This is a genomic window from Micrococcus sp. KBS0714, assembly GCF_002008305.4.
Lineage (GTDB): Bacteria > Actinomycetota > Actinomycetes > Actinomycetales > Micrococcaceae > Micrococcus > Micrococcus luteus.
Genome location: NZ_CP042169.1, coordinates 701,666 through 724,452, shown reverse-complemented (window position 1 = coordinate 724,452; position 22,787 = coordinate 701,666). Strand labels below are relative to the sequence as shown.

General features: G+C 73.5%; 21 protein-coding genes and 1 tRNA gene. 4 read left to right on the top strand and 18 right to left on the bottom strand.

Features of this window, described 5'->3' with window-relative positions; genetic code table 11:
- Position 1: 1 nt before the first annotated feature.
- Genes B1A86_RS03325 through B1A86_RS03315 form a run of 3 tightly spaced genes read right to left on the bottom strand, consistent with a single transcriptional unit; the run spans position 2 to position 4,967 of the window.
- Complete coding sequence (locus B1A86_RS03325) at positions 2-1,189, bottom strand: acyl-CoA dehydrogenase family protein (protein ID WP_036314059.1); 1,188 nt, start codon at positions 1,187-1,189, stop codon at positions 2-4.
- 15 nt (positions 1,190-1,204) lie between these two features.
- A complete protein-coding gene (locus B1A86_RS03320; RefSeq protein ID WP_078025526.1) occupies positions 1,205-3,343 on the bottom strand; it encodes a biotin carboxylase N-terminal domain-containing protein in 2,139 nt (712 codons plus the stop codon).
- A 7-nt stretch (positions 3,344-3,350) separates the two neighbouring features.
- Positions 3,351-4,967, bottom strand: coding sequence for a carboxyl transferase domain-containing protein (locus B1A86_RS03315; protein ID WP_078025525.1), 1,617 nt, complete (start codon positions 4,965-4,967; stop codon positions 3,351-3,353).
- Between the two features lie 113 nt (positions 4,968-5,080).
- On the opposite strand from B1A86_RS03315, the gene B1A86_RS03310 reads away from it, so the two are divergent.
- Positions 5,081-5,728 carry a TetR/AcrR family transcriptional regulator gene (locus tag B1A86_RS03310; protein WP_036338402.1) on the top strand — a complete coding sequence of 216 codons (648 nt, stop codon included), beginning with the start codon at positions 5,081-5,083 and terminating at the stop codon, positions 5,726-5,728.
- 103 nt (positions 5,729-5,831) lie between these two features.
- Entirely contained in the window at positions 5,832-6,305 is a 474-nt protein-coding gene (locus B1A86_RS03305; RefSeq protein ID WP_051995227.1) for a GNAT family N-acetyltransferase, read from the top strand.
- Positions 6,306-6,410: 105 nt separating this feature from the next.
- Here the strand turns inward: B1A86_RS03305 and B1A86_RS03300 are convergent, their stop codons facing one another.
- The 9 genes from B1A86_RS03300 to rpsB all read right to left on the bottom strand — a co-directional run bounded on the left by B1A86_RS03300 (position 6,411) and on the right by rpsB (position 15,141).
- Positions 6,411-7,838 (bottom strand): dihydrolipoamide acetyltransferase family protein, encoded by a 1,428-nt coding sequence (locus B1A86_RS03300; RefSeq protein WP_036314052.1) that lies wholly within the window; start codon positions 7,836-7,838, stop codon positions 6,411-6,413.
- Positions 7,835-8,890, bottom strand: coding sequence for an alpha-ketoacid dehydrogenase subunit beta (locus tag B1A86_RS03295; RefSeq protein WP_051995228.1), 1,056 nt, complete (start codon positions 8,888-8,890; stop codon positions 7,835-7,837). The genes B1A86_RS03300 and B1A86_RS03295 overlap by 4 nt, the downstream gene beginning before the upstream one ends.
- 8 nt (positions 8,891-8,898) lie before the next feature.
- Complete coding sequence (gene pdhA / locus B1A86_RS03290; RefSeq protein ID WP_036314048.1) at positions 8,899-10,053, bottom strand: pyruvate dehydrogenase (acetyl-transferring) E1 component subunit alpha; 1,155 nt, start codon at positions 10,051-10,053, stop codon at positions 8,899-8,901.
- A gap of 156 nt (positions 10,054-10,209) precedes the next feature.
- Positions 10,210-10,809 (bottom strand): DivIVA domain-containing protein, encoded by a 600-nt coding sequence (locus B1A86_RS03285; protein ID WP_036314046.1) that lies wholly within the window; start codon positions 10,807-10,809, stop codon positions 10,210-10,212.
- A gap of 49 nt (positions 10,810-10,858) precedes the next feature.
- Entirely contained in the window at positions 10,859-11,695 is an 837-nt protein-coding gene (locus B1A86_RS03280; RefSeq protein ID WP_036314044.1) for a phosphatidate cytidylyltransferase, read from the bottom strand.
- A 25-nt stretch (positions 11,696-11,720) separates the two neighbouring features.
- Positions 11,721-12,278 (bottom strand): ribosome recycling factor, encoded by a 558-nt coding sequence (gene frr, locus B1A86_RS03275; protein WP_036314042.1) that lies wholly within the window; start codon positions 12,276-12,278, stop codon positions 11,721-11,723.
- A gap of 53 nt (positions 12,279-12,331) precedes the next feature.
- Positions 12,332-13,099 (bottom strand): UMP kinase, encoded by a 768-nt coding sequence (gene pyrH / locus B1A86_RS03270; RefSeq protein WP_002857706.1) that lies wholly within the window; start codon positions 13,097-13,099, stop codon positions 12,332-12,334.
- Positions 13,100-13,307: 208 nt separating this feature from the next.
- Positions 13,308-14,144, bottom strand: coding sequence for a translation elongation factor Ts (gene tsf / locus B1A86_RS03265; protein ID WP_078026174.1), 837 nt, complete (start codon positions 14,142-14,144; stop codon positions 13,308-13,310).
- 103 nt (positions 14,145-14,247) lie between these two features.
- A complete protein-coding gene (gene rpsB / locus B1A86_RS03260; RefSeq protein ID WP_036339469.1) occupies positions 14,248-15,141 on the bottom strand; it encodes a 30S ribosomal protein S2 in 894 nt (297 codons plus the stop codon).
- 404 nt (positions 15,142-15,545) lie between these two features.
- On the opposite strand from rpsB, the gene B1A86_RS03255 reads away from it, so the two are divergent.
- Entirely contained in the window at positions 15,546-16,220 is a 675-nt protein-coding gene (locus B1A86_RS03255) for a peptidoglycan DD-metalloendopeptidase family protein (protein ID WP_052001192.1), read from the top strand.
- Here the strand turns inward: B1A86_RS03255 and B1A86_RS03250 are convergent.
- Positions 16,156-17,358: a glycosyltransferase gene (locus tag B1A86_RS03250; RefSeq protein WP_080694985.1), complete on the bottom strand. Its 1,203-nt coding sequence runs from the start codon at positions 17,356-17,358 to the stop codon at positions 16,156-16,158. The two genes, B1A86_RS03255 and B1A86_RS03250, sit on opposite strands and share 65 nt — an antisense overlap.
- Before the next feature lie 312 nt (positions 17,359-17,670).
- On the opposite strand from B1A86_RS03250, the gene B1A86_RS03245 reads away from it, so the two are divergent.
- On the top strand, positions 17,671-18,555 hold the full coding sequence (locus B1A86_RS03245) for a LysM peptidoglycan-binding domain-containing C40 family peptidase (protein ID WP_036339471.1): 885 nt from the start codon (positions 17,671-17,673) through the stop codon (positions 18,553-18,555).
- Between the two features lie 61 nt (positions 18,556-18,616).
- Here the strand turns inward: B1A86_RS03245 and B1A86_RS03240 are convergent.
- The 5 genes from B1A86_RS03240 to B1A86_RS03220 all read right to left on the bottom strand — a co-directional run bounded on the left by B1A86_RS03240 (position 18,617) and on the right by B1A86_RS03220 (position 22,764).
- A tRNA-Ile gene (locus B1A86_RS03240) sits at positions 18,617-18,690 on the bottom strand.
- Positions 18,691-18,735: 45 nt separating this feature from the next.
- Complete coding sequence (locus B1A86_RS03235; RefSeq protein WP_078026175.1) at positions 18,736-19,956, bottom strand: glycosyltransferase; 1,221 nt, start codon at positions 19,954-19,956, stop codon at positions 18,736-18,738.
- 126 nt (positions 19,957-20,082) lie between these two features.
- Complete coding sequence (locus B1A86_RS03230; protein WP_078026176.1) at positions 20,083-20,724, bottom strand: CDP-alcohol phosphatidyltransferase family protein; 642 nt, start codon at positions 20,722-20,724, stop codon at positions 20,083-20,085.
- A 151-nt stretch (positions 20,725-20,875) separates the two neighbouring features.
- Positions 20,876-21,799, bottom strand: a complete 924-nt coding sequence (locus tag B1A86_RS03225; protein WP_078026177.1) for a phage holin family protein — start codon at positions 21,797-21,799, stop codon at positions 20,876-20,878.
- A 131-nt stretch (positions 21,800-21,930) separates the two neighbouring features.
- Positions 21,931-22,764, bottom strand: a complete 834-nt coding sequence (locus tag B1A86_RS03220) for an aldo/keto reductase (protein WP_078026178.1) — start codon at positions 22,762-22,764, stop codon at positions 21,931-21,933.
- Positions 22,765-22,787 lie beyond the last annotated feature (23 nt).

The following is a 22,787-nucleotide window of genomic DNA, read 5'->3' as shown; positions in this document are numbered from 1 at the left end:
GTCAGAGGCCCAGCTCGCGGGCGATCAGCATGAGCTGCACCTCGGTGGTGCCCTCGCCGATCTCGAGGATCTTGGAGTCGCGGTAGTGACGGGCCACGAGGGTCTCGTTCATGAAGCCGTAGCCGCCGAACACCTGGGTGGCGTCCCGGGCGTTGTCCATGGCGGCCTCGCCGGCGATCAGCTTGGCCATGGCGGCCTCGGTCTTGAACGGCTTGCCGGCCAGCATCTTCTGGGCGGCCTCGTAGTAGGCCAGGCGGGCGGCGTGCGCGCGGGCCTGCATGCGGGCGATCTTGAAGGACACGGCCTGGAACTGCCCGATCTTCTGGCCGAACGAGGTCCGCTGCGTGGCGTAGGCGACCGACTCGTCCACGCAGCCCTGGGCCGCTCCGGTGGCCAGGGCCGCGATGGCGATGCGGCCCTCGTCGAGGATCTCGAGGAAGTGGGCGAAGCCGCGGCCGCGGGCGCCCAGCAGGTTCTCCTCCGGCACGCGCGCGTCCGTGAAGTGCAGGGCGTGGGTGTCCGAGGAGTTCCAGCCGACCTTGTCGTAGGCCTTGGCCACGGAGAAGCCCTCGGTGCCGGCGGGCACGAGGATCGTGGAGATCTCCTTGGCGGGGCGGCCGTCGTGGCCGGTCCTGCCCTCCACGGTGCCGGTCACGGCGGTGACGGTGACGAGCGAGGTGATGTCCGTGCCGGAGTTGGTGATGAACTCCTTGGCGCCGTTGATGCGCCACTGGCCGTCCTCGAGCGCGGCGGTGGTCTGGGTGCCGCCGGCGTCGGAGCCCGCGCCCGGCTCGGTGAGGCCGAAGCCGGCCAGGTGCGTGCCGGCCACGAGGTCCGGCAGCCAGCGCTGCTTCTGCTCCTCGGTGCCGAACTTCAGCAGCGGCATGGCGCCCAGGGAGACGCCGGCCTCGAGGGTGATGGCCACGGACTGGTTGACGCGGCCGAGCTGCTCGAGGGCCAGGGCCAGGGCGAAGTAGTCGCCGCCCATGCCGCCGTACTCCTCGGGGAACGGCAGGCCGAACAGGCCCATCTCGCCCATCTGGGCCACGATCTCATACGGGAACTCGTGCTTGGCGTCCAGCTCGGCGGAGACCGGGGCCACGACCTCGTCGGCGAACTCGCGGACGGTGTCGGAGAGGACCTGGTAGTCCTCCTCGAGGGCGGGCAGGGTGCGGTGCTTGGTGCTCATGGTCCTCTCCTGTTCTCAGGCGTTCTCTTCGGGTGCTGCGTTCTCGGCGGGCTCGACGACGGCGATCAACGCCTGCGCGGCCACGGGGTCGCCCTCGGCGACGTGGACGGTCACGACGCCGGCGACGGCGGCCGTGACGGGGTGCTCCATCTTCATGGCCTCGACCACCGCCAGCTCCTGGCCCGCGGCCACGGTGTCCCCGGTGGCCACGGACACGGCGACGACGGTGCCCGGCATGGGTGTGCGGGCCTCGGGCGACGCTGCGCCGGCCGGGGCACGGCGCGCGGCCGCGGCCGCGCGGGCGGCCTCGACCACCTCGGCCCGGGTGAGGCGGCGGACCTGCCACGCGGCGCCGTCGCGGTGCAGCCACGCTGAGCGTGGGTCCCGCGGGTCACCGGCCAGGAGGTTGACACCCGCCAGGGCTCCGGCGTCTTCGTCCACCTCGGCGTCGGCGGCGGGGGCGGTGAGGATGCGGTCCTCGTCCCCGACCCGCACGCGCATCCCGGGCTGCGGGGCGCCCGCGCCGCGCCAGCCGTCCGCCCGGGCCCACGCGGTGCCGGCCGCGCGCTGCTCGGCGGCGGCCGCGTCCTCGGACACGTCGGCCAGGGCCTCGGCCGCGAGGGCGGCGAGGTCCTCGGGCAGCGCGGGGGCGGTCCACGCCTCGAGGCCGTCGATCAGCTCGGTGGTGAGCCGGCCGGTCCGCACATCCGTGCGGGCAGCGAGCTCGCGCAGCCAGCCCAGGTTAGAGCGGACGCCGAACAGCACGGTGTCCGCGAGCGCGGCGTCGAGCCGCTCGAGGGCCTCGGTGCGGTCGGCGCCGCGGGTGATGAGCTTGGCGATCATCGGGTCGTAGAAGCCGGTGATCTCGGGCTGTGCGCCGTCCGGGGCCGCGAGCCCCTCCCACAGCGCACCCTCGTCGTCGCGGATCGTCAGGACCGTGCCGAACGCACGCTCCTCGCCCTGCGAGGGCAGCAGGAGCGTGTCGACGCGGACGCCCTCTCCGGCGGGCTCGCGCCAGCGCAGCACCGGCCCGGTGGAGGGCAGGAAGCCGTTCGCGGGGTCCTCCGCGTAGACGCGGGCCTCGACGGCGGCGCCGTCGAGGCTCACGTCCTCCTGGGCGAAGCCGAGCGGCTCCCCCGCGGCGATGCGCAGCTGCAGCTCCACGAAGTCCAGGCGCTGTCCGCGCACCCGGACGACCTCCTCGGAGACCGGGTGCTCCACCTGCAGGCGGGTGTTCATCTCCATGAAGAAGAACTCGTCCGGGTTCTCGTCCGAGACGAGGAACTCGACGGTGCCGGCGCCGCGATAGCCCACGGACACGGCCGCGTCCACGGCGGCCCGGCCCAGGCGCTCGCGGAGCTCGGCCCCGTGCGCCAGCCCGGTCAGCAGGGGCGCGGGGGCCTCCTCGATCACCTTCTGGTGGCGGCGCTGCAGGGAGCACTCGCGCTCACCCAGGTGCACGGTGGCGCCGTGGGCGTCCGCGAACACCTGCACCTCGACGTGCCGGGGCGCGGTGATGAGCCGCTCGAGCAGCAGGGTGTCGTCGCCGAACGCCGAGCGCGCCGTGCGTCGGGCCGAGGCGAGGGCGCCGGGCAGCTCCTCGGCGGCGCGCACGGCCACCATGCCCTTGCCGCCGCCTCCCGCGGAGGGCTTGATCAGCAGCGGGAAGCCGACGTGCTCGGCCTCGGCCGTGATCTGCGCGTCGGTGAGCGTGGGGTCCTGGATGCCGGGGACCACCGGCACGTCGTACGCGGCCACGGTCTCCTTCGCGCGGATCTTGTCCGCCATCGCGTCGAGCGAGCCCACGGGAGGGCCCACGAACACGATGCCGGCCGCCTCCAGCGCGCGGGCGAAGTCGGCGTTCTCGGACAGGAAGCCGTAGCCGGGGTGCACGGCCTGGGCGCCGGTGCGGCGCGCGGCGTCGACGACGGCGTCGATGTCCAGGTAGGACTCGCGAGCCGGTGCCGGGCCGAGGCGGACCGCCGTGTCCGCCTCGCGGACGTGCCGCGCGTCGGCGTCGGCGTCGGAGTGCACGGCCACCGAGCGGATGCCGAGGCGGCGCAGGGTGCGGATGACGCGCACGGCGATCTCGCCGCGGTTGGCCAACAGCACGGTGTCGAACAGGGGCGTCCCCTGGGCGTGGTTCTCGGTCACTGGTGGCTCACATGCGGAACAGGCCGAACCGGGAGTCCGGCAGCGGGGAACGGGAGATGACGTCGAGGGCCAGGGAGAGCACCCGGCGGGTCTGGCCGGGGGTGATCACCCCGTCGTCCCAGAGGCGGGCGGTGGAGTACAGGGGGCTGCCCTGGTCCTCGTACTGCCGACGGACCGGCGCCTGGAAGGCCTCGACCTCCTCGGAGGACATCGGCTCCTCCCCCGCGGCGGCCCGCTGGTCCTGCTTGATCTGCGTGAGCACGGAGGAGGCCTGCGGGCCGCCCATCACGGAGATGCGCGCGTTCGGCCACATCCACAGGAAGCGGGGTGAGTAGGCGCGGCCGCACATCGCGTAGTTGCCGGCGCCGAACGAGCCGCCGATCACCACGGTCAGCTTGGGCACGCGGGCGGTCGCGACGGCGGTGACCATCTTGGCGCCGTCGCGCGCGATGCCGCCGGCCTCCGCGTCCCGACCCACCATGAAGCCGGAGATGTTCTGCAGGAACAGCAGCGGGATGCCGCGCTGGTCGCACAGTTCGATGAAGTGCGCGCCCTTGCGGGCGGAGTCTCCGAACAGGATGCCGTTGTTGGCGAGGACGCCCACGGGGTGGCCGTCGATCCGCGCGAACGCGGTGACCAGGGTGGTGCCGTAGAGGGGCTTGAACTCGTGGACGGAGCCGCCGTCCACGAGGCGGTCGATCACCTCGCGCACGTCGTAGGGGGTGTTCACGTCCACGGGCACGACGCGGGTCAGCTCGGCCGGGTCCTTGGCGGGCTCCGCGGCGGGGGCGACCTCCCAGGCCGGCGCCTCGGCCGGGGGCAGGGTGGCCACGATGTCCCGGAGGATCTGCATGGCGTGCAGGTCGTCGTCCGCCAGGTGGTCCGCGACGCCGGAGCGCTCGGCGTGCAGCCGGCCGCCGCCGAGGTCCTCGGGCGAGACGTCCTCCCCGATCGCGGCCTTCACGAGCGGGGGGCCGCCGAGGAAGATGGTGCCCTGCTCGCGCACGATCACGGTCTCGTCCGACATGGCCGGCACGTACGCGCCGCCCGCCGTGGAGGAGCCGCACACCGCGGCCAGCTGCGGGATGCGCTGCGAGGAGAGCAGCGCCTGGTTCCGGAAGATGCGGCCGAAGTGCTCGCGGTCCGGGAAGACCTCGTCCTGGCGGGGCAGGAACGCGCCGCCGGAGTCCACGAGGTAGATGCACGGCAGGCGGTTCTCCAGGGCGATCTCCTGGGCCCGCAGGTGCTTCTTCACCGTCATGGGGTAGTAGGTGCCGCCCTTCACGGTGGCGTCGTTGCCGACCACCATCACGAGGCGGCCGTGGACCAGGCCGATGCCCGCCACGACGCCGGCGGCGGGGCTGTCCCCGTCGTACAGGCCGTGCGCGGCCAGCGCGCCGACCTCGAGGAAGGGCGAGCCCTCGTCGAGCAGCGCGTCGATGCGGTCCCGCACCAGCAGCTTGCCGCGGCCGGTGTGGCGCTCGCGCGAGCGCTCGGGCCCGCCGAGCGACGTGCGGGCGACGAGGTCGGCGAGCTCCTGCTCGAGCCGAGCGTGGCCGGCCGCGTTGCGCTCGGCCACGGTGGGCGCGGACTGCGCGGCCGGGGCCGGGGTGCTGGCGGTCATGAGACCCCCTTCAGTGAATGACGACTAACTGAACCGAGCCTCAGTGTAGTGACGATCGTCACGGACGTCGACCGGGCGCCCGGCGCGCCTCGTCTCGTCCTACAGTGGAACCCATGCCCGCCGCCGATCCCGCGTCCCCCGCCGCCCCGGCGACCCCGCCGACCGCCCGGGAGGCCGCCAAGGCCCGACGCCGGGTGGACCTGCTCGCGGCCGCGGCGCGACTGTTCGCGGCCCGGGGCTTCGACGCGGTCCGCCTCGAGGACATCGGCGCCGCGGTCGGGATCAGCGGCCCCGCCATCTACCGCCACTTCGCCGGCAAGGCCGCCGTGCTCACGGCGATCCTCGACACGGCCTCGCAGGACCTGCTCGACGGCGGGCTGGCCGCCGAGGCGCAGCACGCGCCGGGGGCGGAGACCCTGCGGGCCCTCATCGGCTTCCAGGCGGACTTCGCCCTCGCCCAGCGCGACGTGATCCGCGTGCAGGACCGCGACATGTCCGCCCTGCCCGACGGCGCGCGCACGGCCATCACGCGCACCCAGCGCGCCTACATCGACGTGTGGGCGCGCCAGCTGCAGGTCGTCCACCCCCGCGAGGACCAGGCCACCGCCGTGTTCCGCGCCCAGGCCGTGCTGGGCCTGCTCAACTCCACCCCCCGCTCGGTGCGGCGCACCGCGGCCGACCGCGCGGCCCGCCGCGCGACCCTCGTGGCCATGGCCTGGGCCGCGGCCACGGCCCCCGGGCCGCTCTCCGGCGAGGACTGAGCGGGCGGCACCGGCCCGGCGGGCCGACGTCGTGCCCGGTGGTACGGTGGCCGGTACCCGCGACGGCGACGCCGTCGAACCCCGCCCCGAGAGGTCCACCGCCGTGCTTCTTCGTGACGTCCGACCCGAGGATCTGGACGAGTTCTTCCTCCACCAGCAGGACGAGCAGGCCAACCTGATGTCCGCCTTCGCCCCCCGCAACCCCCGGGACCGCGGTGTCTTCGACTACCACTGGGCCCACCTGCTCGGGGACGAGGACACCGTCGTGCGGACCATCGAGCACGAGGGCCGCGCCGTGGGTGCGCTCGTGTGCACCCAGCAGGACGGCGTGGGCGAGCTGTCCTTCTGGACCGCGCAGGACTACTGGGGCCTGGGGCTGACGACCGCGGCCGTGGACCGGTTCCTGGAGGAGCACACCGCCCGCCCGCTGCGGGCGCACGTGCCCGAGGACAATGTGGGCTCCGTGAAGGTGCTCTCCCGCCGCGGCTTCGAGACCGTCGGCGAGGAGAAGGTCTTCTCCAACGCCCGTGCCGAGGTCATCACCGAGCTCGTGATGGAGCTGCCCGCCGCCGACTGAGCGCGCCCCGCGGCCCCCGCCGTGCCGGCGGCCGCACCGGCCTGCCACGACGACGGCCCCGCCTCCCGGTGCCCGGGTGGCGGGGCCGCGGCGCGTCCGGGGCCGTCAGACCATGGTCAGGGTCAGACCCGGGCGGCGCAGGATCGCGCCGACGTCCGCGAGGAAGCGCGAGCCCTGCTCGCCGTCCACGAAGCGGTGGTCGAACGAGAGGGACAGCGTCATGACGTCCCGCAGGGCGATCTCGCCGCGATGCTCCCACGGCATCCTCCGGACCTGGCCGATCGCGATGATCGCCCCCTCACCCGGGTTGATGATCGGGGTGCCCGCGTCCACGCCGAACACCCCGACGTTCGTGAGCGTGAAGGTGCCGCCGGCCAGATCCGCCGGGGACAGCCGCCCCTCGCGGGCGAGGCCCGTGAGATCGCGGATGGCGTCGGCCAGCTCCCTCAGGCTCATCGCCTGGGCGTCCTTGACGTTCGGCACCATCAGCCCGCGGGGGGTGGCGGCGGCGAAACCGAGGTTCACGAAGTTCTGCTGGACGATCGTCCCGGCGGCCTCGTCCCACCGGGCGTTGACGTCCGGGGTGCGCTCCATCGCCACGAGGCACGCCTTGGCGGCGAGCGTCATGGGCGTGAGCTTGACGTCCCGGAACTCGCGGGAGGCCTTGAGCTCGGCGAGCAGCTCCATGGTCTCGGTGACGTCCACCTGCAGGAACTCGGTCACGTGCGGGGCGGTGAACGCGGACTGCACCATGGCCGCCGCGGTCGCCTTGCGCACGCCCTTGACCGGCACGGCCTCGGTGCGCGGGCGGCCACCCAGGGTGCGGACGCCCCCGGTCGAGCCCGACTCGGCGCCGGACTGCGGCGGCGCCGCCGCGGCCGCGGGCTGCCCGCCCCCGGCCAGGAACGCCTCGACGTCCGCGCGGGTGATGACCCCGCCCACACCCGTGCCGGTGACCTGCTCCAGATCCACGCCCGCGCGGCGCGCGTACAGGCGCACGGGCGGAGTGCACCGGGGTCGCTCGCCCGGGGCCGGCTCGTGGGCCGCGTCCGCGCGGTCCGGCTCGGCGGCCTCGGGCTGCGGGCGCCCGGCGCCGGCGGGGGCCGCCTCCGACGTGGACGGCGCCTGTCCGCGGGCGGGCTCGCCCGCCGGGGCGGCCGACGTCGCCGGGGCCGCGGAGCCGCGCCGCGCACGGCGGCCGGGCTTGCCGGTGTCCGGCGCGGCGCCGTAGCCGACGAGGGTGGGCACGCGGCCGTCACCCTCGGCGGGCCCGCCGACGTCGGGCTCGGCGCCCTCGAGGGTGAAGGTCACCAGGGGCGCACCGACCTCGAGGGTCTCACCCTCGGCGCCGTGCAGGGCCGCGACGACGCCCGCGAACGGGCTCGAGACCTCGACCACGGCCTTGGCCGTCTCGACGTCGGCGAGCACCTGGTTCACGCTCACCGCGTCGCCCTCGGCCACGCGCCACGTCACGATCTCGGACTCGGTCAGGCCCTCGCCGAGGTCGGGCAGGCGGAAGGTCTTCTGGCTCATCGGGTCTCCTCCCCGGCGTTCTGGGCCGCGAGGAACTGCTCGGCGGTCTCGGGGGCGGCGAACGCGTCCACGGAGTCCAGCGAATTCGGTCGGCCCAGAGCACGGTCCAGGCCGTCGAGGATGCGGTCGAGGTCCGGCAGGTGCAGGTGCTCGAGCTTGGACGGCGGGTAGGGCACGTCCATGCCGGTGACGCGCACCGGCGGGGCCTCGAGCCAGTGGAACGCGCGCTCGGCCACCGTGGCCACGAGCTCGGCGCCGAGGCCGCCGGTGCGGGAGGCCTCGTGCGCCACGACGAGCCGGCCGGTGCGCCGCACCGAGGACTCGACGAGGCCGGTGTCCAGCGGGGACAGGCTGCGCAGGTCGACCACCTCGACCTCGACGCCCTCCTCGGCCGCCACCTCGGCGGCCTGCAGGGCGGTCTTCACGAGCGGGCCGTAGGCCACGAGCGTGGCGTCACGGCCCTCGCGCAGGATGCGGGCCGGGCTCATCGGCGGGATCGCGACGTCCAGGTCCACGTCGCCCTTGTCGTGGTAGCGACGCTTGGGCTCGAGGTAGACCACCGGGTCCTCCGAGGCGATCGCGGCGCGGATGAGGTCGTACCCCTCCTGTGGGGAGGACGGGGAGACCACGCGCAGGCCCGCGGTGTGCAGGAAGTAGGCCTCGGGCGACTCGGAGTGGTGCTCCGGGGAGCCGATGCCGCCGCCGAAGGGGATGCGGATGGTGACCGGCATCGGCACGGCGCCGCGGGTGCGGGCACGCAGCTTGGCCAGGTTCGCCACGATCTGGTCGAACGCCGGGTACACGAAGCCGTCGAACTGGATCTCGACGACGGGCCGGTAGCCGCGCATCGCCAGGCCGATGGCCGTGCCCACGATGCCGGACTCGGCCAGCGGGGTGTCGAGCACCCGGTCCTCGCCGAACTCGGCCTGCAGGCCGTCGGTGATGCGGAACACGCCGCCGAGGGCGCCGATGTCCTCGCCCATGAGCAGGACCTTGGGGTCGTCGGCCAGGGCACGCTGCAGGCCGCGGTTGATCGCCCGGCCGAAGGTCATGCGCTCGCTCACGCGCCCGCCTCCTCGTCGCCGAACTGCTGCAGGTAGAGGGCGTGCTCGCGGCGCTGCCGCTCGAGCTCCTGGTGGGGCTCGGCGTAGATCTCGTCGAAGAGCCTGTCCGCGCCGTCCTCCTCGAGCGCCTCGAGGGCGCGGCGGACCTCTGCCGCCAGCTCGTCGGCCTCGGCCTGGGCCTGCGCGAGCACGGCGTCCACGTCCACGTCGAGGGTGCGCAGGTGCGCCTCCACGCGGGTCAGCGGGTCACGGGCCTTCCAGGCCTCGAGCTCGGCGTCGTCCCGATAGCGGGTGGGGTCGTCCGCGGTGGTGTGCGGACCCATGCGGTAGGTGACGGCCTCGATGAAGGTGGGGCCGCCCCCGTCGGCCGCGCGCTCGACGGCGGCGCGGGTCGCGGCGAGCACGGCCAGGACGTCGTTGCCGTCCACGCGCATCGACGGGATGCCGAAGCCCCACGGGCGGTCCGCGATGCTGCGGCGGGTCTGCAGGCGCACGGGCTCGGAGATGGCCCAGTGGTTGTTCTGGCAGAAGAACACCACGGGCGACTGGTACGAGGCGCTGAAGACCATGGCCTCGTTGACGTCCCCCTGGCTCGTGGCGCCGTCGCCGAAGTAGACGATCGTGGCCACGTCCGCCTGGTCCCGCTGGACGCCCATCGCGTAGCCGACGGCGTGCAGGGCCTGCGCGCCGATGATGATCTGCTGGGTGGCCACCCGCGTCTCGTTCGGGTCCCAGCTCGAGAACGTGGAGCCGCGCCACACCCGCAGCAGGTCCAGCGCGGGGACGCCGCGGAGCAGTGCCACGCCGTTCTCACGGTAGGACGGGAAGACGAAGTCGTCCGGGCGCAGCGCGACCGCGGAGCCCACCTGGGCGGCCTCCTGGCCCAGCAGCGGGGGCCACAGGGCGAGCTCGCCCTGACGCTGCAGGTGCGTGGCTTCGACGTCGAGGCGCCGGACCACGGCCATCTGACGGTACAGCGCGGCGAGGGCGTCGGCGTCGACGTCCTCGATCCACGGGTCGAGCTCCGGCTGCGGACGGCGGCGGCCCTCCGTGTCGAGCACCTGGAGCATCACGGCCTCGGCCGGGCCCGCCGGGGGCGGAGAGCCGGCGGACTGTCCGCCGGTGGGACGGGTGTGGTCCACGAGGGTCACTGGACTGCCTTCCGATCGACGCCCACGGTGCGGGGCGAGGGAGTTGTACGCATGCGCGAGCAGGGGTGGAGCGCGCGGCGTCTCGGTGGTGCGATTGTACTCACGTGAGTGTGATCTGCGCCACTCTGCCCGGGGCCGCCGCGCGAGGGCCGGGTGTCAGGCGCGGCGCAGCAGCACGTCGACGGCGGCGTCGAGGTAGGCGTCGACCTGGCCCTCCTCGTAGCCGGCGGCACCCTCGGCCTCGCCGAACGACGCGCGGCGCACGTCGTCCGCGGTCAGCCCGCCCTCGGCGCCGGGATCCGTCGAGTCCTCCGCACCGGCCAGGGTGACGCGCAGACGGTCCACGAGCGCGTCCACCTGGTCCACGTCGTAGCTCACGGCGTCCGCGCGGGAGGGGCGGCGGAAGCGCTCCGCCGGGGCCCGATCGGCGCGGGCCACGAGTTCGGCCACGCGCTCCTCGAGGTCCGCGGCCCAGTCCTCGTCCCCGCGCTCGGCGACGAAGGCCTGACGCTCGGCGGCGGCCAGCTCCTCCTCCAGACGGTCCAGCTCGTCGTCCACCTCGTCGGTGGCGTAGCCGCCGTTGACGGTCGCGAAGCGGGCCTGGCGCACCTCCTCCGCCGTCAGCGGGGCACCGCCGTCGCGCGCCTCACGGGCACGCGCCATGAAGGCGTCCACGTGGGTGGTCTCGTAGCCGATCTCGTCCTGCTCGACGAGCTCGAAGACCGGCTCGGCGTCCGGGGTGGTGCGGGGGGTCATGGGCGTCTCCTGCGGTGTGGGTCCCGGACGTGCCGGGTCGAGGGGTGGATCAGGTCAGGGGCAGCGCCAGCACGGTGTAGGCCACCGGCGCGGCGAACACGAGGGAGTCCAGGCGGTCCATCACGCCGCCGTGGCCGGGCAGGGCGGAGGACATGTCCTTGATGCCGAGCTCACGCTTGACCATGGACTCGGAGAAGTCCCCCGAGGTGGCGGCGGCGACGGTGGTCACGCCGAGGACGGCGCCGACCCACCACGGCTGGCCGACCAGCAGGGGGACGGCGACGACGCCCACCAGCACCGAGCCCGCCAGGGAGCCGGCCAGGCCCTCCCAGGACTTCTTGGGGCTGATGCGCGGGGCGATCGGGGTGCGGCCGAAGCGGTAGCCCACGATGTAGCCGAACGTGTCGTTGGAGACCACCATCAGCAGCAGGACCGCCACCATGCGGTGCCCCAGCGGCTCGTCCAGGAGCGCCGCGGCGAAGGAGAGCAGGAACGGCGCCCACAGCACGATGAACACGCCCGCGAGCATGAACTGGCCCGCCGGACGCCGCCGCGTCAGCGCCGTCCACACGGCCACCAGCGCCAGGCATGCCACCAGGGCGATGAACAGCGCGGGCACCCCCCACCGCCACGCGGTGAGCGGCAGGACCGCCGCGGCCACCCAGAGCGGGGGCCGCGGCACGTCCAGGCCGATGCCGCGCACCGCCGTCGCGATCTCGGACACCGCGCCGACCAGCAGGGCGACCACGAGGAGGACCAGCAGCCAGTCGAGCCAGAAGAGGCCGACCAGGGCCGTCGCCAGCAGCCCCACCCCCACGAGGACGGCGGACTTGAGGTCGCGGCCGCCGCGCGGGGGTGCGGGCGAGGTGGACACGGCGGAGGTCATGGGGCGAGCGCGGACGGCGGGAGGCTCAGACCTCCAGCAGCTCCTGCTCCTTGTTCTTGGCCATCTCGTCGATGAGCTCGACGTGGCGTTTGGTGAGCGCGTCCAGCTCCTTCTCGCCGCGGGCACCCTCGTCCTCGCCGACCTCGCCGTCCTTGACGGCCTTGTCCATGGCCTCCTTGGCCTTGCGGCGGGCATTGCGCACGGAGATCTTGTGCTCCTCCGCCTTGGACTTGACCAGCTTCACGTACTCCTTGCGGCGCTCCTCGGTCAGCTCCGGCATCACGATGCGGATGACCTTGCCGTCGTTGGACGGGTTCGCGCCGACCTCGGACTCGGACAGCGCCTTCTCGATGTTGCGCAGGGCCGACTGGTCGAACGGGGTGATGAGCAGCGTGCGGGCGTCCGTGGTGGTGAAGGACGCCAGCTGCTGCAGCGGGGTGAACGAGCCGTAGTAGTCAACCATCACCTTGGAGTAGAGGCCCGGGTTGGCGCGGCCCGTGCGCACGGAGGCGAAGTCCTCACGCGTGGCCTCGATGGTGCGGTCCATCTGCTCTTCGGCGGACTGCAGGGTCTCCTGGATCACGGTGTCTCCTCGGTGTGGTGGAACAGGTCTGCCGCCATCCTACGCGGCGCGCCTCAGACGGTGACGGTGGTGCCGATCGGCTCGCCGAGCAGGGCGCGGGTCACGTTGCCCGGGCCCTCCATGCCGAACACGCGCATGTCCAGGTCGTTGTCCTTGCACATGGTCATGGCGGTCAGGTCCATCACGCGGATGTTCCGCAGCAGCGCCTCGTCGTAGGTCAGGTGCGTGAGACGCTCGGCGGTGGGGTCCTTCTTGGGGTCCGCGGTGTAGACGCCGTCCACGCCGGACTTGGCCATCAGGACCTCGTCCGCCCCGACCTCGAGGGCACGCTGGGCCGCCACGGTGTCCGTGGAGAAGTAGGGCAGGCCGGTGCCTGCGCCGAAGATCACGACGCGGCCCTTCTGCATGTGGCGGATGGCGCGCAGCGGGATGTAGGACTCCGCCACCTGCTCCATGTGGATGGCGGACTGCACGCGCGTGGTGACCCCGGCCTGGATGAGGAAGTCCTGCAGGGCCAGGCAGTTCATCACGGTGCCGAGCATGCCCATGTAGTCGGCCCGACGGCGGTCCATCCCGTTCTCGGACAGCTCGGCGCCACGGAAGAAGTTGCCGCCGCCGACGACGATCGCGATCTCCACCTGGTCCGCCGCGGCGGCGATCTGCTCGGCGATGCCGCGGACGGTCTCCGGGTCCACGCCGATCTTGCCGCCGCCGAACACCTCGCCCGAGAGCTTGAGCAGCACGCGACGGCGGCCGGTGTCGTCCGAGGTCTGCGGGGCGTGGGCGGTGGTCGGGTCCTCGGGGGCGCGGTTCGTCTCCATGGGAAGCATCTCCTGGTCGGTGGGGGGTCGGGCCGGGGACGGCCGTCCCGGGGGCGGACACGCGGACGGGGTGGCCGCCCGGTCGGGGCGGCCACCCCGTCATGCGATGGTCGTCGGCGCCATCCGGCGCCGGAGTGGACCTCGGGTCGCTCCCGATCCTACGCCCCCGCGGGGCGTGGACCGGGAGCGGCCGGTCCGGGTGCGGCGGTCAGTTGCCGACGCGGAAGCGGGCGAACCCGGTGACGTTGGTGCCGGCGTCGGAGGCGACCTTGCCGACGGTCTGCTTCGGGTCCTTCGCGAACGGCTGGTCCACGAGCACGATCTCCTTGAAGAAGCCGGTCAGGCGGCCCTCCACGATCTTCGGCAGGGCCTGCTCCGGCTTGCCCTCGGCACGGGCGGTCTCATCGGCGATGCGACGCTCGTTCTCGACGGTCTCGGCCGGCACGTCCTCACGGGTGAGGTACGTGGGCGAGTAGGCCGCGACGTGCACGGCGATGTCGTGCGCGGCGGTCTTGGCCTCGGCGGAGTCGGCGTCCACGGCGAGGAGCACGCCCACCTGGGCCGGCAGGTCCTTGGAGGTCTTGTGCAGGTAGGCGTCCACGTAGGCGCCCTCCACGCGGGCCAGGCGGCGCACGGCCACCTTCTCGCCCAGCAGGGCGCCCTCCTCGGTCACGTAGTCGCCCAGGGTGCGGCCCTCGTGCTCGGAGGCCAGCAGGCCGTCGACGTCGGTGGCGCCGGAGGCGACGGCGGCGCGCAGCACCACGTCGCCCAGGGCGATGAACTTGTCGGCCTTGGCCACGAAGTCGGTCTCGCAGTTGAGCTCGATCATGACGCCGACGCCGTTCTCGACGGTCGCGGCCACGAGGCCCTCGGCGGCCGAGCGGCCCTCGCGCTTGGTGGCGCCCTTGAGGCCCTTCACGCGGATGATCTCGATGGCCTTCTCGGCGTCGCCGTCGGCCTCGTCCAGAGCCTTCTTCACGTCCATCATGCCGGCGCCGGTGCGCTCGCGCAGGGCCTTGATGTCAGCAGCGGTGTAGTTCGCCATGCTCGTTCGGTCCTTCCCGTGGTGTGGGTTGTGCGGGATGTTCGGGGTCTGATCCGGTCCGTCGGCCCGGCCGGGTGAGGCCGGGCCGACGGACCGGCCGGGATCACTCGCCCTGCGGGGCGGCCTCGGCGGCGGGGGCCTCGGCCCGCTCGGCCGGCGCCTCGGCAGCGGGGGCCTCGGCCTGCTCGGCCGGTGCCTCGGCGGCGGGGGCCTCGGCCTGCTCGGCCTGCTGGGCGTTGTGCTGCTCGAGCAGCTCGCGCTCCCACTCGGCCATCGGCTCGGCGGCCGCCTGGCCGGACTTGCCGCCCTGGCGGGCGATCAGGCCCTCGGCGACCGCGTCCGCGACCACGCGGGTCAGCAGGTTCACGGAGCGGATGGCGTCGTCGTTGCCCGGGATCGGGTAGGCGACCTCGTCCGGATCGCAGTTGGTGTCCAGGATGGCGACGACCGGGATGCCGAGCTTCTGGGCCTCGTCGACGGCCAGGTGCTCCTTCTTGGTGTCCACGACCCACACGGCGGAGGGGGTCTTGGCCATGTTGCGGATGCCGCCGAGGTTGGCCTGCAGCTTCTCGAGCTCACGGTTGAGCAGCAGCAGCTCCTTCTTGGTGAACTGCGAGCCGGCCACGTCCTCGAAGTCGATCTCCTCGAGCTCCTTCATGCGCTGCACGCGCTTGGAGACGGTGGAGAAGTTGGTCAGCATGCCGCCGAGCCAGCGGTGGTTCACGTAGGGCATGCCCACGCGGCCGGCCTGCTCCGCGATGGCCTCCTGGGCCTGCTTCTTGGTGCCGACGAACAGGATGGTGCCGCCGTGGGCGACGGTCTCCTTGACGAACTCGTAGGCGCGGTCGATGTAGGACAGCGACTGCTGGAGGTCGATGATGTAGATGCCGTTGCGCTCGGTGAAGATGAAGCGCTTCATCTTGGGGTTCCAGCGGCGGGTCTGGTGGCCGAAGTGGACACCGGAGTCGAGGAGCTGGCGCATGGTCACGACGGGCATGACGTTCCCTTCTGTGGCAGCCGTGACACCCCGCGCTTCACGCGCGGGCGGTCTGCCGGTCGATTTCTTGACGGTTGGCGGCCGGCCCGGTCGGGCGGCCCCTGGCATCACGACGGCGGGCTGCCGGGCCCCACGAGCACCCGCGCCGACGCCCTCTCCAGGAGGACGGCGGGGACGGGACCGAGCGTGGGGGCTGGGCCGCTGGAGCGACCCACCGCGATGCGCGGAGTCGGTGTCCGGGGCATAGCACTGGGCCGGCCACAGGACACCGCTGAGGTGAATCGTACCCCAGGTGGGCGACCGCTCCCATCGCCGACTCCTGCACAGGGACCGGTGCGGCGGGCGCTCTCCACGATCGCACTGCGGGCCCGCCACGCGGCCGCCCGGGACGCCAGGCTGTCGCCATGACCCCACGCACCCACCTCCCCCGTCCGCTCCCGCGCCCGCACATCGCGGGGTGCGTCGCGGCGGCCCTGCTCGCCTGGCTCGTCCTCGCCTCGGGGGTGGGCGGCCTCGACGCCGTGCCGCGGGCCACGTCCGCACCGTCGGGGCGCGACGCGCTGCTGCTCGTCGCGGCGTCCCCGGCAGGTCCGGGATCGACGGCCGCGCCGGTCGCGTGGCACGCGCCCGTGGCCGGCGCCGCCCCGGATGACGTGCTCCGCGCGTTCGTCGCGCCCGAGCGACCGTGGGGTCGGGGGCACCGGGGCGTGGACCTCGCCGTGCCGTCCGGCGCAGCGATCCGGGCACCGGCGGCGGGCCGAGTCGTGTTCGCCGGGGTCGTGGTCGACCGCCCCGTGCTGACCCTCGAGCACGAGGACGGGACCCGCAGCTCGCTCGAGCCGGTGGAGGCGGATGTCGCCGTGGGGGCCGTCGTCGCCGCAGGCGACCCGGTGGGGCGACTGGCCGGGGCGCCACCCCACTGCACGCGGGCGTGCGTGCACTGGGGCGTGCGGGAGCCCGACGGCTGGCGGGTGGGGGACGCGGCCTTCGATCGCTACCTCGACCCGCTGGTGCTCATCGGCTGGAGCGGTCCGTCCGTGCTCTGGCCGCACGCCGCGCCGCACCCAGCGCGGCCGTGAGGTCCAGGAGTCGGCGAGCGGACTCGTCCCAGCTGAACCGGGCCGCCTGAGCGACGCTCGCCCGGGAGGCCGCGGCGAACTCGGCGGGGTCCTCGAGCTCCCGCACACGGGCCGCGAGCGCGGCCGCCCGGTCCCCCTCGAGCGGGACACCCCGGAAGGACGGGGTGCCCGCGCCGGCGATCTCGCGGAAGATCGGCAGGTCCGAGCACACCACCGGCGTGCCATGGGCCATCGCCTCGGCCACGGGCAGGCCGAAGCCCTCGGCGCGGGAGAGGGTGACGGCCGCGGTGGCCCGGCGGAGCAGGCGCACGTACTCGGCCTCGTCGGTGCCGTCGTGGAAGACCACGTCCGCGCCGGCGGCCCCCGCGGCGGCGCGGCGCGCGGCCAGCCGGGCCTCGAGCTGCCCGCGGCGCTCCGGGCTGATGCGGGAGAGCAGGTGCAGCGCGTAGCCCGGCAGCAGGGGCGCGGCCGCCACGAGGGACTCGACGTCCTTGTAGTCCATGAACGAGCCCATGTAGAGCAGCGTGCGGTCCGGGGTCTCGTCCGGGTCACGCGGCTCCGGTACCGTCTGCGCCGCATTGGCGATGACGTGGACCGGACGCCGGGTGAGGCGGTGCCGGTCGATGAGCTCCGCCGTCGTCCGGGAGACCGTGGCGACCGCGTCCGCGCGGTCGAGCAGGAGCCGCTGCGGGGTCTTGGTCAGGTGGTAGGCCCGCCACAGCCAGCGGATCGGCTCGGGCAGGTTCCGCGGCGGGGTGCGGTGCTCGTAGTAGATGAGGTCGTGGAGCGTGAGGATCAGCGCGTAGTCCCGCCCCCACGACCCCATGGTCTGCATGGGCGAGAAGACGACGTCCGGTCGCAGGCGCGCGACCTGACGGGCCACGAACGGCTCGCGTGGGGAGGTGGGGCCGGAGACGAGGTGCCACGGCACGCCGTCCGGGAGCAGGGCCAGCTGTCGTTCGTCCGAGATCAGCATCGCGACTTCGACCTCGACGTCGGCCCCCTCCGGGCCCGGCGCGTCGGTCCGGCGGGCGACCGCCTCGATGAGGCTCGCGCCGTAGCGGGAGATGCCGTCGTGGAAGTCGGTGCGGGTGTAGCGGGCGTCCATCAGCAGGCGCAGGGGGCGGGAGGGGCTCACCCGCACCACGCTAGCGCCGCGCCGGAGAGGGGCGGGGACAGCCGCGCACGGTAGGTGCCGACCGGGGCGCGTCGAGCGCCGATCGGCCACCTGGACGTCATCCGGATTTCTGATTGCGTTTCGATAACGATCGTGTATCTTGATCACGGATCGGTTACAGCCGATCCGCCACACCGGGGCTTCCTCCGCGTCCTCGCGTACCCGGTCATCCGCACTGCTCGTCAACTCGCACCCGCGGTCCGGCCTCGTTCCGGGCATCGCCCGGAGGCACCGCCCTCATGGGCCGCAGGTCCTGTCCGGGAAGAAGATCCGATGTCCGTGACCTCCTCGCACGCCGCTGTGCGTCGCGCCCCCCGCACCGCCGCCGCCTCCGTGGCCCTCGCCCTGGGCGCCGCCGCCCTGACCGGCGTCGGCACCGTGTCCGTCGCCGAGACCGCCCAGGCCGCCGAGACCGCCTACACCGTCCGCTCCGGCGACGGCTGGTGGATCATCGCCCAGCGCACCGGCGTCTCCATGTCCAGGTTGCAGTCGCTCAACGGCATGACCGCCGCGACCGTGCTGCATCCCGGCATGGTCCTCAAGACCTCCGGCACTGCCACCCCGACCCCGGCCCCGGCGCCGTCCACCTCGGGCTCGACCTACACCGTGCTGGCCGGCGACGGCTGGTGGATCATCTCCTACCGCACGGGGGTGTCCGCCTCGATCCTGCAGTCCATCAACGGCATGAGCTCCTCGACCATGCTCCACCCGGGGATGGTCCTGAAGACCACCTCGGTCTCCACCTCCAGCGCCCCCGCCGTCGCCCCTGCGCCGGCGCCCGCGTCCAAGCAGGCTGCCGTCGACTACGTGCGCTCCGCCGTCCGGAACCCGTCCTCCTATTACGTGTGGGGCGGCAACGGCCCCTCCGGCTTCGACTGCTCCGGCCTCACCCAGCAGGCCATGGCCCGGGCCGGCATCTCCATCCCGCGCCGCGCCGGCGACCAGTACCTCGCCGCGAAGTCCTACGTGCCGATCTCCCAGGCCCAGCCCGGCGACCTCGTGTTCTATGCGAACCAGTCCACCGGCCGCATCTACCACACGGCCATGTACATGGGCGGCGGCCAGCTCGCCCACGCCCTCAACGAGGACGCGGGCCTAGTGTTCACCTCCACGACGATCATGAAGTCCGACATGCTCGCGGTGGCCGCCCGCTACTGAGCACCGGCACGACGACGGCCCCCGGCCCGCGCCATACCGCGCGGCCGGGGGCCGTTTTCTGTAGGGCGTGCGGGACTTGAACCCGCGACCCAGGGATTATGAGTCCCCTGCTCTGACCGACTGAGCTAACGCCCCTCCCCCGCGGCATCGCGCGGGACCCGCCCATCCTACCGACGGGTCTCAGAGCAGCGCGCGGACCTCGGCGGCCGTCGCGCCGCGGTAGAGGCGCTCGAAGATGTCCACCGTCTTCTGGGCGGAATGGTGCAGGGCCTTCGCGTGGGACGCCTCACCCATGGCGGCGCGCTCCGCGTCCGAGAGGTCGAGGATCCGGGCGATCCGCTCGGCCAGGGCCACGTGGTCCCCGGGCGGGAAGAGGTGGCCGTTGACGCCCTCGTCCACGAGGTGGGGCAACGCGAGGGCGTCCGCGAGGACCACCGGGGTGGACGCGCTGAGCGCCTCGAGGGTCACGAGGGACTGCAGCTCCGCCGTGCCCGGCTGGCAGAACACGTCGGCGCGCAGGTAGGCCGCCCGCAGCTCCTCCTCGGAGACGTGGCCGCGCAGCAGGACGCGGTCGGCCGCCCCCTCCTCGTCCACCGTGGCACGGATGCGGTCGCGCTGCTCGCCGTCGCCGACGATCTCGGCGTGCACGTCCAGGTCGGGACGGGTGCGGGCCAGGTGCGCGATCGCACGGATCAGCACCTCCACGTTCTTCTCCACGGCCAGCCGCCCCACGAAGAGCACGACCGGATGGCCGGGATGGTCCACCCTCTCCCCCGGCTGCAGCTCGTAGGCGCTCGCATCGATGCCGTTGGAGACCGGGAGGACGTTGTCCAGGCCGGCGTGCTCGGCCATGGCCTGCGCGGCGAGGGCCGTGGGGGTGGTGACCACCGCGCCCTTGCCCATGAGCCGACCCATGTCCTTCCACGACACCCGGGAGACGATGTCCAGGAACCACTGCGGGAACGGCAGGAACGGCTCGAGGTTCTCCGGCATGAAGTGGTTCGTGGAGACGATCCGGATGCGGCGCCGCTCGGCCTCGTTGATGGCGGCCTCGCCGATCATGTAGTGGCACTGGGCGTGCACGACGTCCGGCTGGACCTCGCGGTAGATGCGGCGGAAGGAGGTCTTGGCGTGCCGCGGGAGCACCACACGGTAGTACTCGTGCGTCGGCGCCGGCAGGGAGCGCAGCAGGTGCACGGTGGCCTCCGGCCGGTGCTCCACGGTGTCCGGGCCGGCGTCACTGCGCGGCATCACGACGTGGACCTCGTGGCCGCGCGCGTGCAGCGCCGTGGCGAGGCGGTGGCCGAAGGTGGCGGCCCCGTTGACGTGCGGCGGATAGGTGTCTGCGGCGATCAGCACCTTCAGGGGGCGGTCGGCGGCGATCCCGGGACGGTCGGACACGGCGGTCCCTCTCTGTGGTGGCGATGGCACGACGGCGCCCGGCCCGTGCCGTGAGGATCGGCCGCGGGCACGGCGCGCGTCCCACGGTAGCAACCGTCGGCGCCGGCACGAGGATGCGCGAGGGGGTCAGCCCCGGCGGGACGGGTGCTCGCGCGGGTCCTGACCGTCCGCCCGCAGGCCGCGGGCCTTGCCCACCGCGCGCACGAGGTAGTCCCCCGCGGCGAGGATGTGCAGCAGGCAACCGGCGCCGACCAGAGCCAGGGCCACGCCGCTCCACGGGCCGCCGTCGACCCCCGGCACACGGGCGAGCAGCAGCAGGGGCGTGCCCACCAGCAGCAGCGCGGTGCGCACCTTGCCCAGGACCGTGACCGGCAGATCCGGGCTGCCGCCGAACAGCCACAGGCACACGGCGGCGAGCACGAGGTCCGGGATCGCGATGGCCAGGGCGAGCCAGAGCGGGGCGATGCCGGTGGCCACGAACGTCACGGCCACCACCAGCAGGGAGAGGCGGTCCGCCACCGGGTCGAGCCACCGCCCGACCGTGGAGATCATGTCGAACCGGCGCGCCACGTAGCCGTCCACCCAGTCCGTGCCGGAGAGCACCGCCAGGATCACGAACGCGTCCAGGTGCCGGCCGTCGACGGTGAGCCACACGAACACCGGGACCAGGGCGAAGCGGGCCAGGGTGATGAGGTTCGGCACGGTCAGCCAGGTGTCGCGGACGCGGTACTCGTGGCCCTCGCGCAGGCCGACGTCGATCACACTCATGGGTCGCTCCTCCAGGGTCCGCGGGCGGACGCCCCCGCCGGGCGCCCCACACGCCCAGCCTACCGACGCCGTCGCCCCTCCCCGCAGACGACGAGGCCCCGATCCGTGGGGATCGGGGCCTCAGGGGCCGGGGAGGGCGGGCACCCCCGGGTCAGCGGCGGCGCAGGCGGCCGGCGAGCGCCACGAACGCGGCGGAGGAGGCGCCGAGCAGCGCGAGCGGCTGCCAGTTGTCCTTCACGTAGTCCTCGGCCTCGGCGGTCCGCTCCCCCGCGCGGGCGGCACCGGTGAACGGCGCGGTCTGCTCGGTGGCGTGTGCGGTCTCGGGGGTGACGCCGCGACCCTTGCGCTGCGCGGCGAAGGCCGCGAGCTGGCCCTTCACGCTGGTCTTCTCGTCCAGGCCGGAGCGGATGTCGCCCAGGTGGCGGCGGCGCAGGTCGGCACGGCGACGGATCTCCGCCTCGCTGGCGTCGGCGCGGTCCGGATGGGGAGCGGCCTCGCCGTTCTTGCGGGCCTTCTTGTTCTCCTCCTTCTCCACCTTCTTCCGCTCGGCCTCGCGGGCGGCCTCGACACGCTTGGCCTCGGCGCGCTCCGCCTTGAGGCGGTCGTACTCGGCCGGATCGAAGGCGTTGCCCTCCTTGAGGTAGCCGAGGTCGTACTCGAGGTTGCGCACGATCTCCTGCGGCACGAGCGGCATGGCGCCCTTGACCATCATGAGGCCGACGCCGGCGAAGATCAGGCCGAGCACGAGGAACGCCAGCGCCACCATCAGCGCCGGGAACCAGAAGGTCGGGTCGGCGAAGGCGCCGATCAGGGTCACCACGAGGGCGACCACCATGAGTGCGAGGAAGAACAGGCCCACCACCGCGATGCCGGCGCCGATGCCGGCCTTCTTGCCCTTCGCGGCCACGTGCCTCTTGGCGAGCTCGAGCTCGTCCTTCATCTGCAGGGGCAACAGGCGCACGACGGCGCCGAGCAGGTCGGTCAGCGAGCTCGCGCGGGTCTGCGGGGTCACCGGGACGGCGGTCCGCGGCGCGCGGACCTTCGACGCATCGGCGGGGGGAGCCTGGTGGGACATGGTGCATGCCTTCCGTGGAGTGCCTGGACAGATGCGCCCGGGCGGCGCGGCGGTCGCCGGGCATTCTCGAGCAAAGCTATCACCGGCCCGCCCCCAGGGGGACGGGCCGGGTGCGCGCGATGGCGGCTGGATCAGAAGTCGATGACCGCCGGGTCGGGGCCGAGACGGCCGTCCTCGCGGTCCAGCGCGTCGATCCGGGCGACGTCGTCGTCGGTCAGCTCCACCCCCGCGGCCTCGAGGTTCGAGACGATGCGCTCGGGCGTCACGGACTTGGGGATGACCACGAAGCCGTGGGCGAGGTGCCACGCGATGACCACCTGGGCCGGCGTCGCGCCGCGGGCCTCGGCGATCTCCGTGACCACGGGGTCGGCGAGGAGGTCGCCGCCCTGACCCAGCGGGGACCAGGACTCGTGGACGATGCCGTGGCGGCCCTCGACCTCGCGCAGCTCACGCTGCTGCCAGTACGGGTGGGTCTCGACCTGGTGGATCACGGGCACCACACCGGTGGCCTCGATGATCTCCTCGAGCTGGGCGGCCGGGAAGTTGGAGACGCCGATCGAGCGCACCTTGCCCTGCTTCTGCGCCTCGATCAGGGCCTTCCACGTCTCCAGGTACTTCCCCTGCGCAGGCTTGGCCCAGTGGATGAGGTAGAGGTCGACGTAGTCGGTGCCGAGCTTGTCCAGCGAGACGTCGAGGGCGGCGAGCGCCTCCTCGTAGCCCTGGTCCGAGTTCCACACCTTGGTGGTGAGGAACAGCTCCTCGCGGGCGACGCCGGACGCGGCGATGCCGCGGCCCACGCCCTCCTCGTTCCCGTAGATCGCGGCGGTGTCGATGTGGCGGTAGCCGGCGCGGATCGCCTGCTCGACGACGTCGGCCGCGACGTCGTCCTCGACCTTCCACACGCCGAATCCGAGCTGCGGGATCTGCTGGCCGTCGTGGAACGGGACGGTGGGCACGCTGGTCATGGGGGCACTCCTGGGAGGTCGGG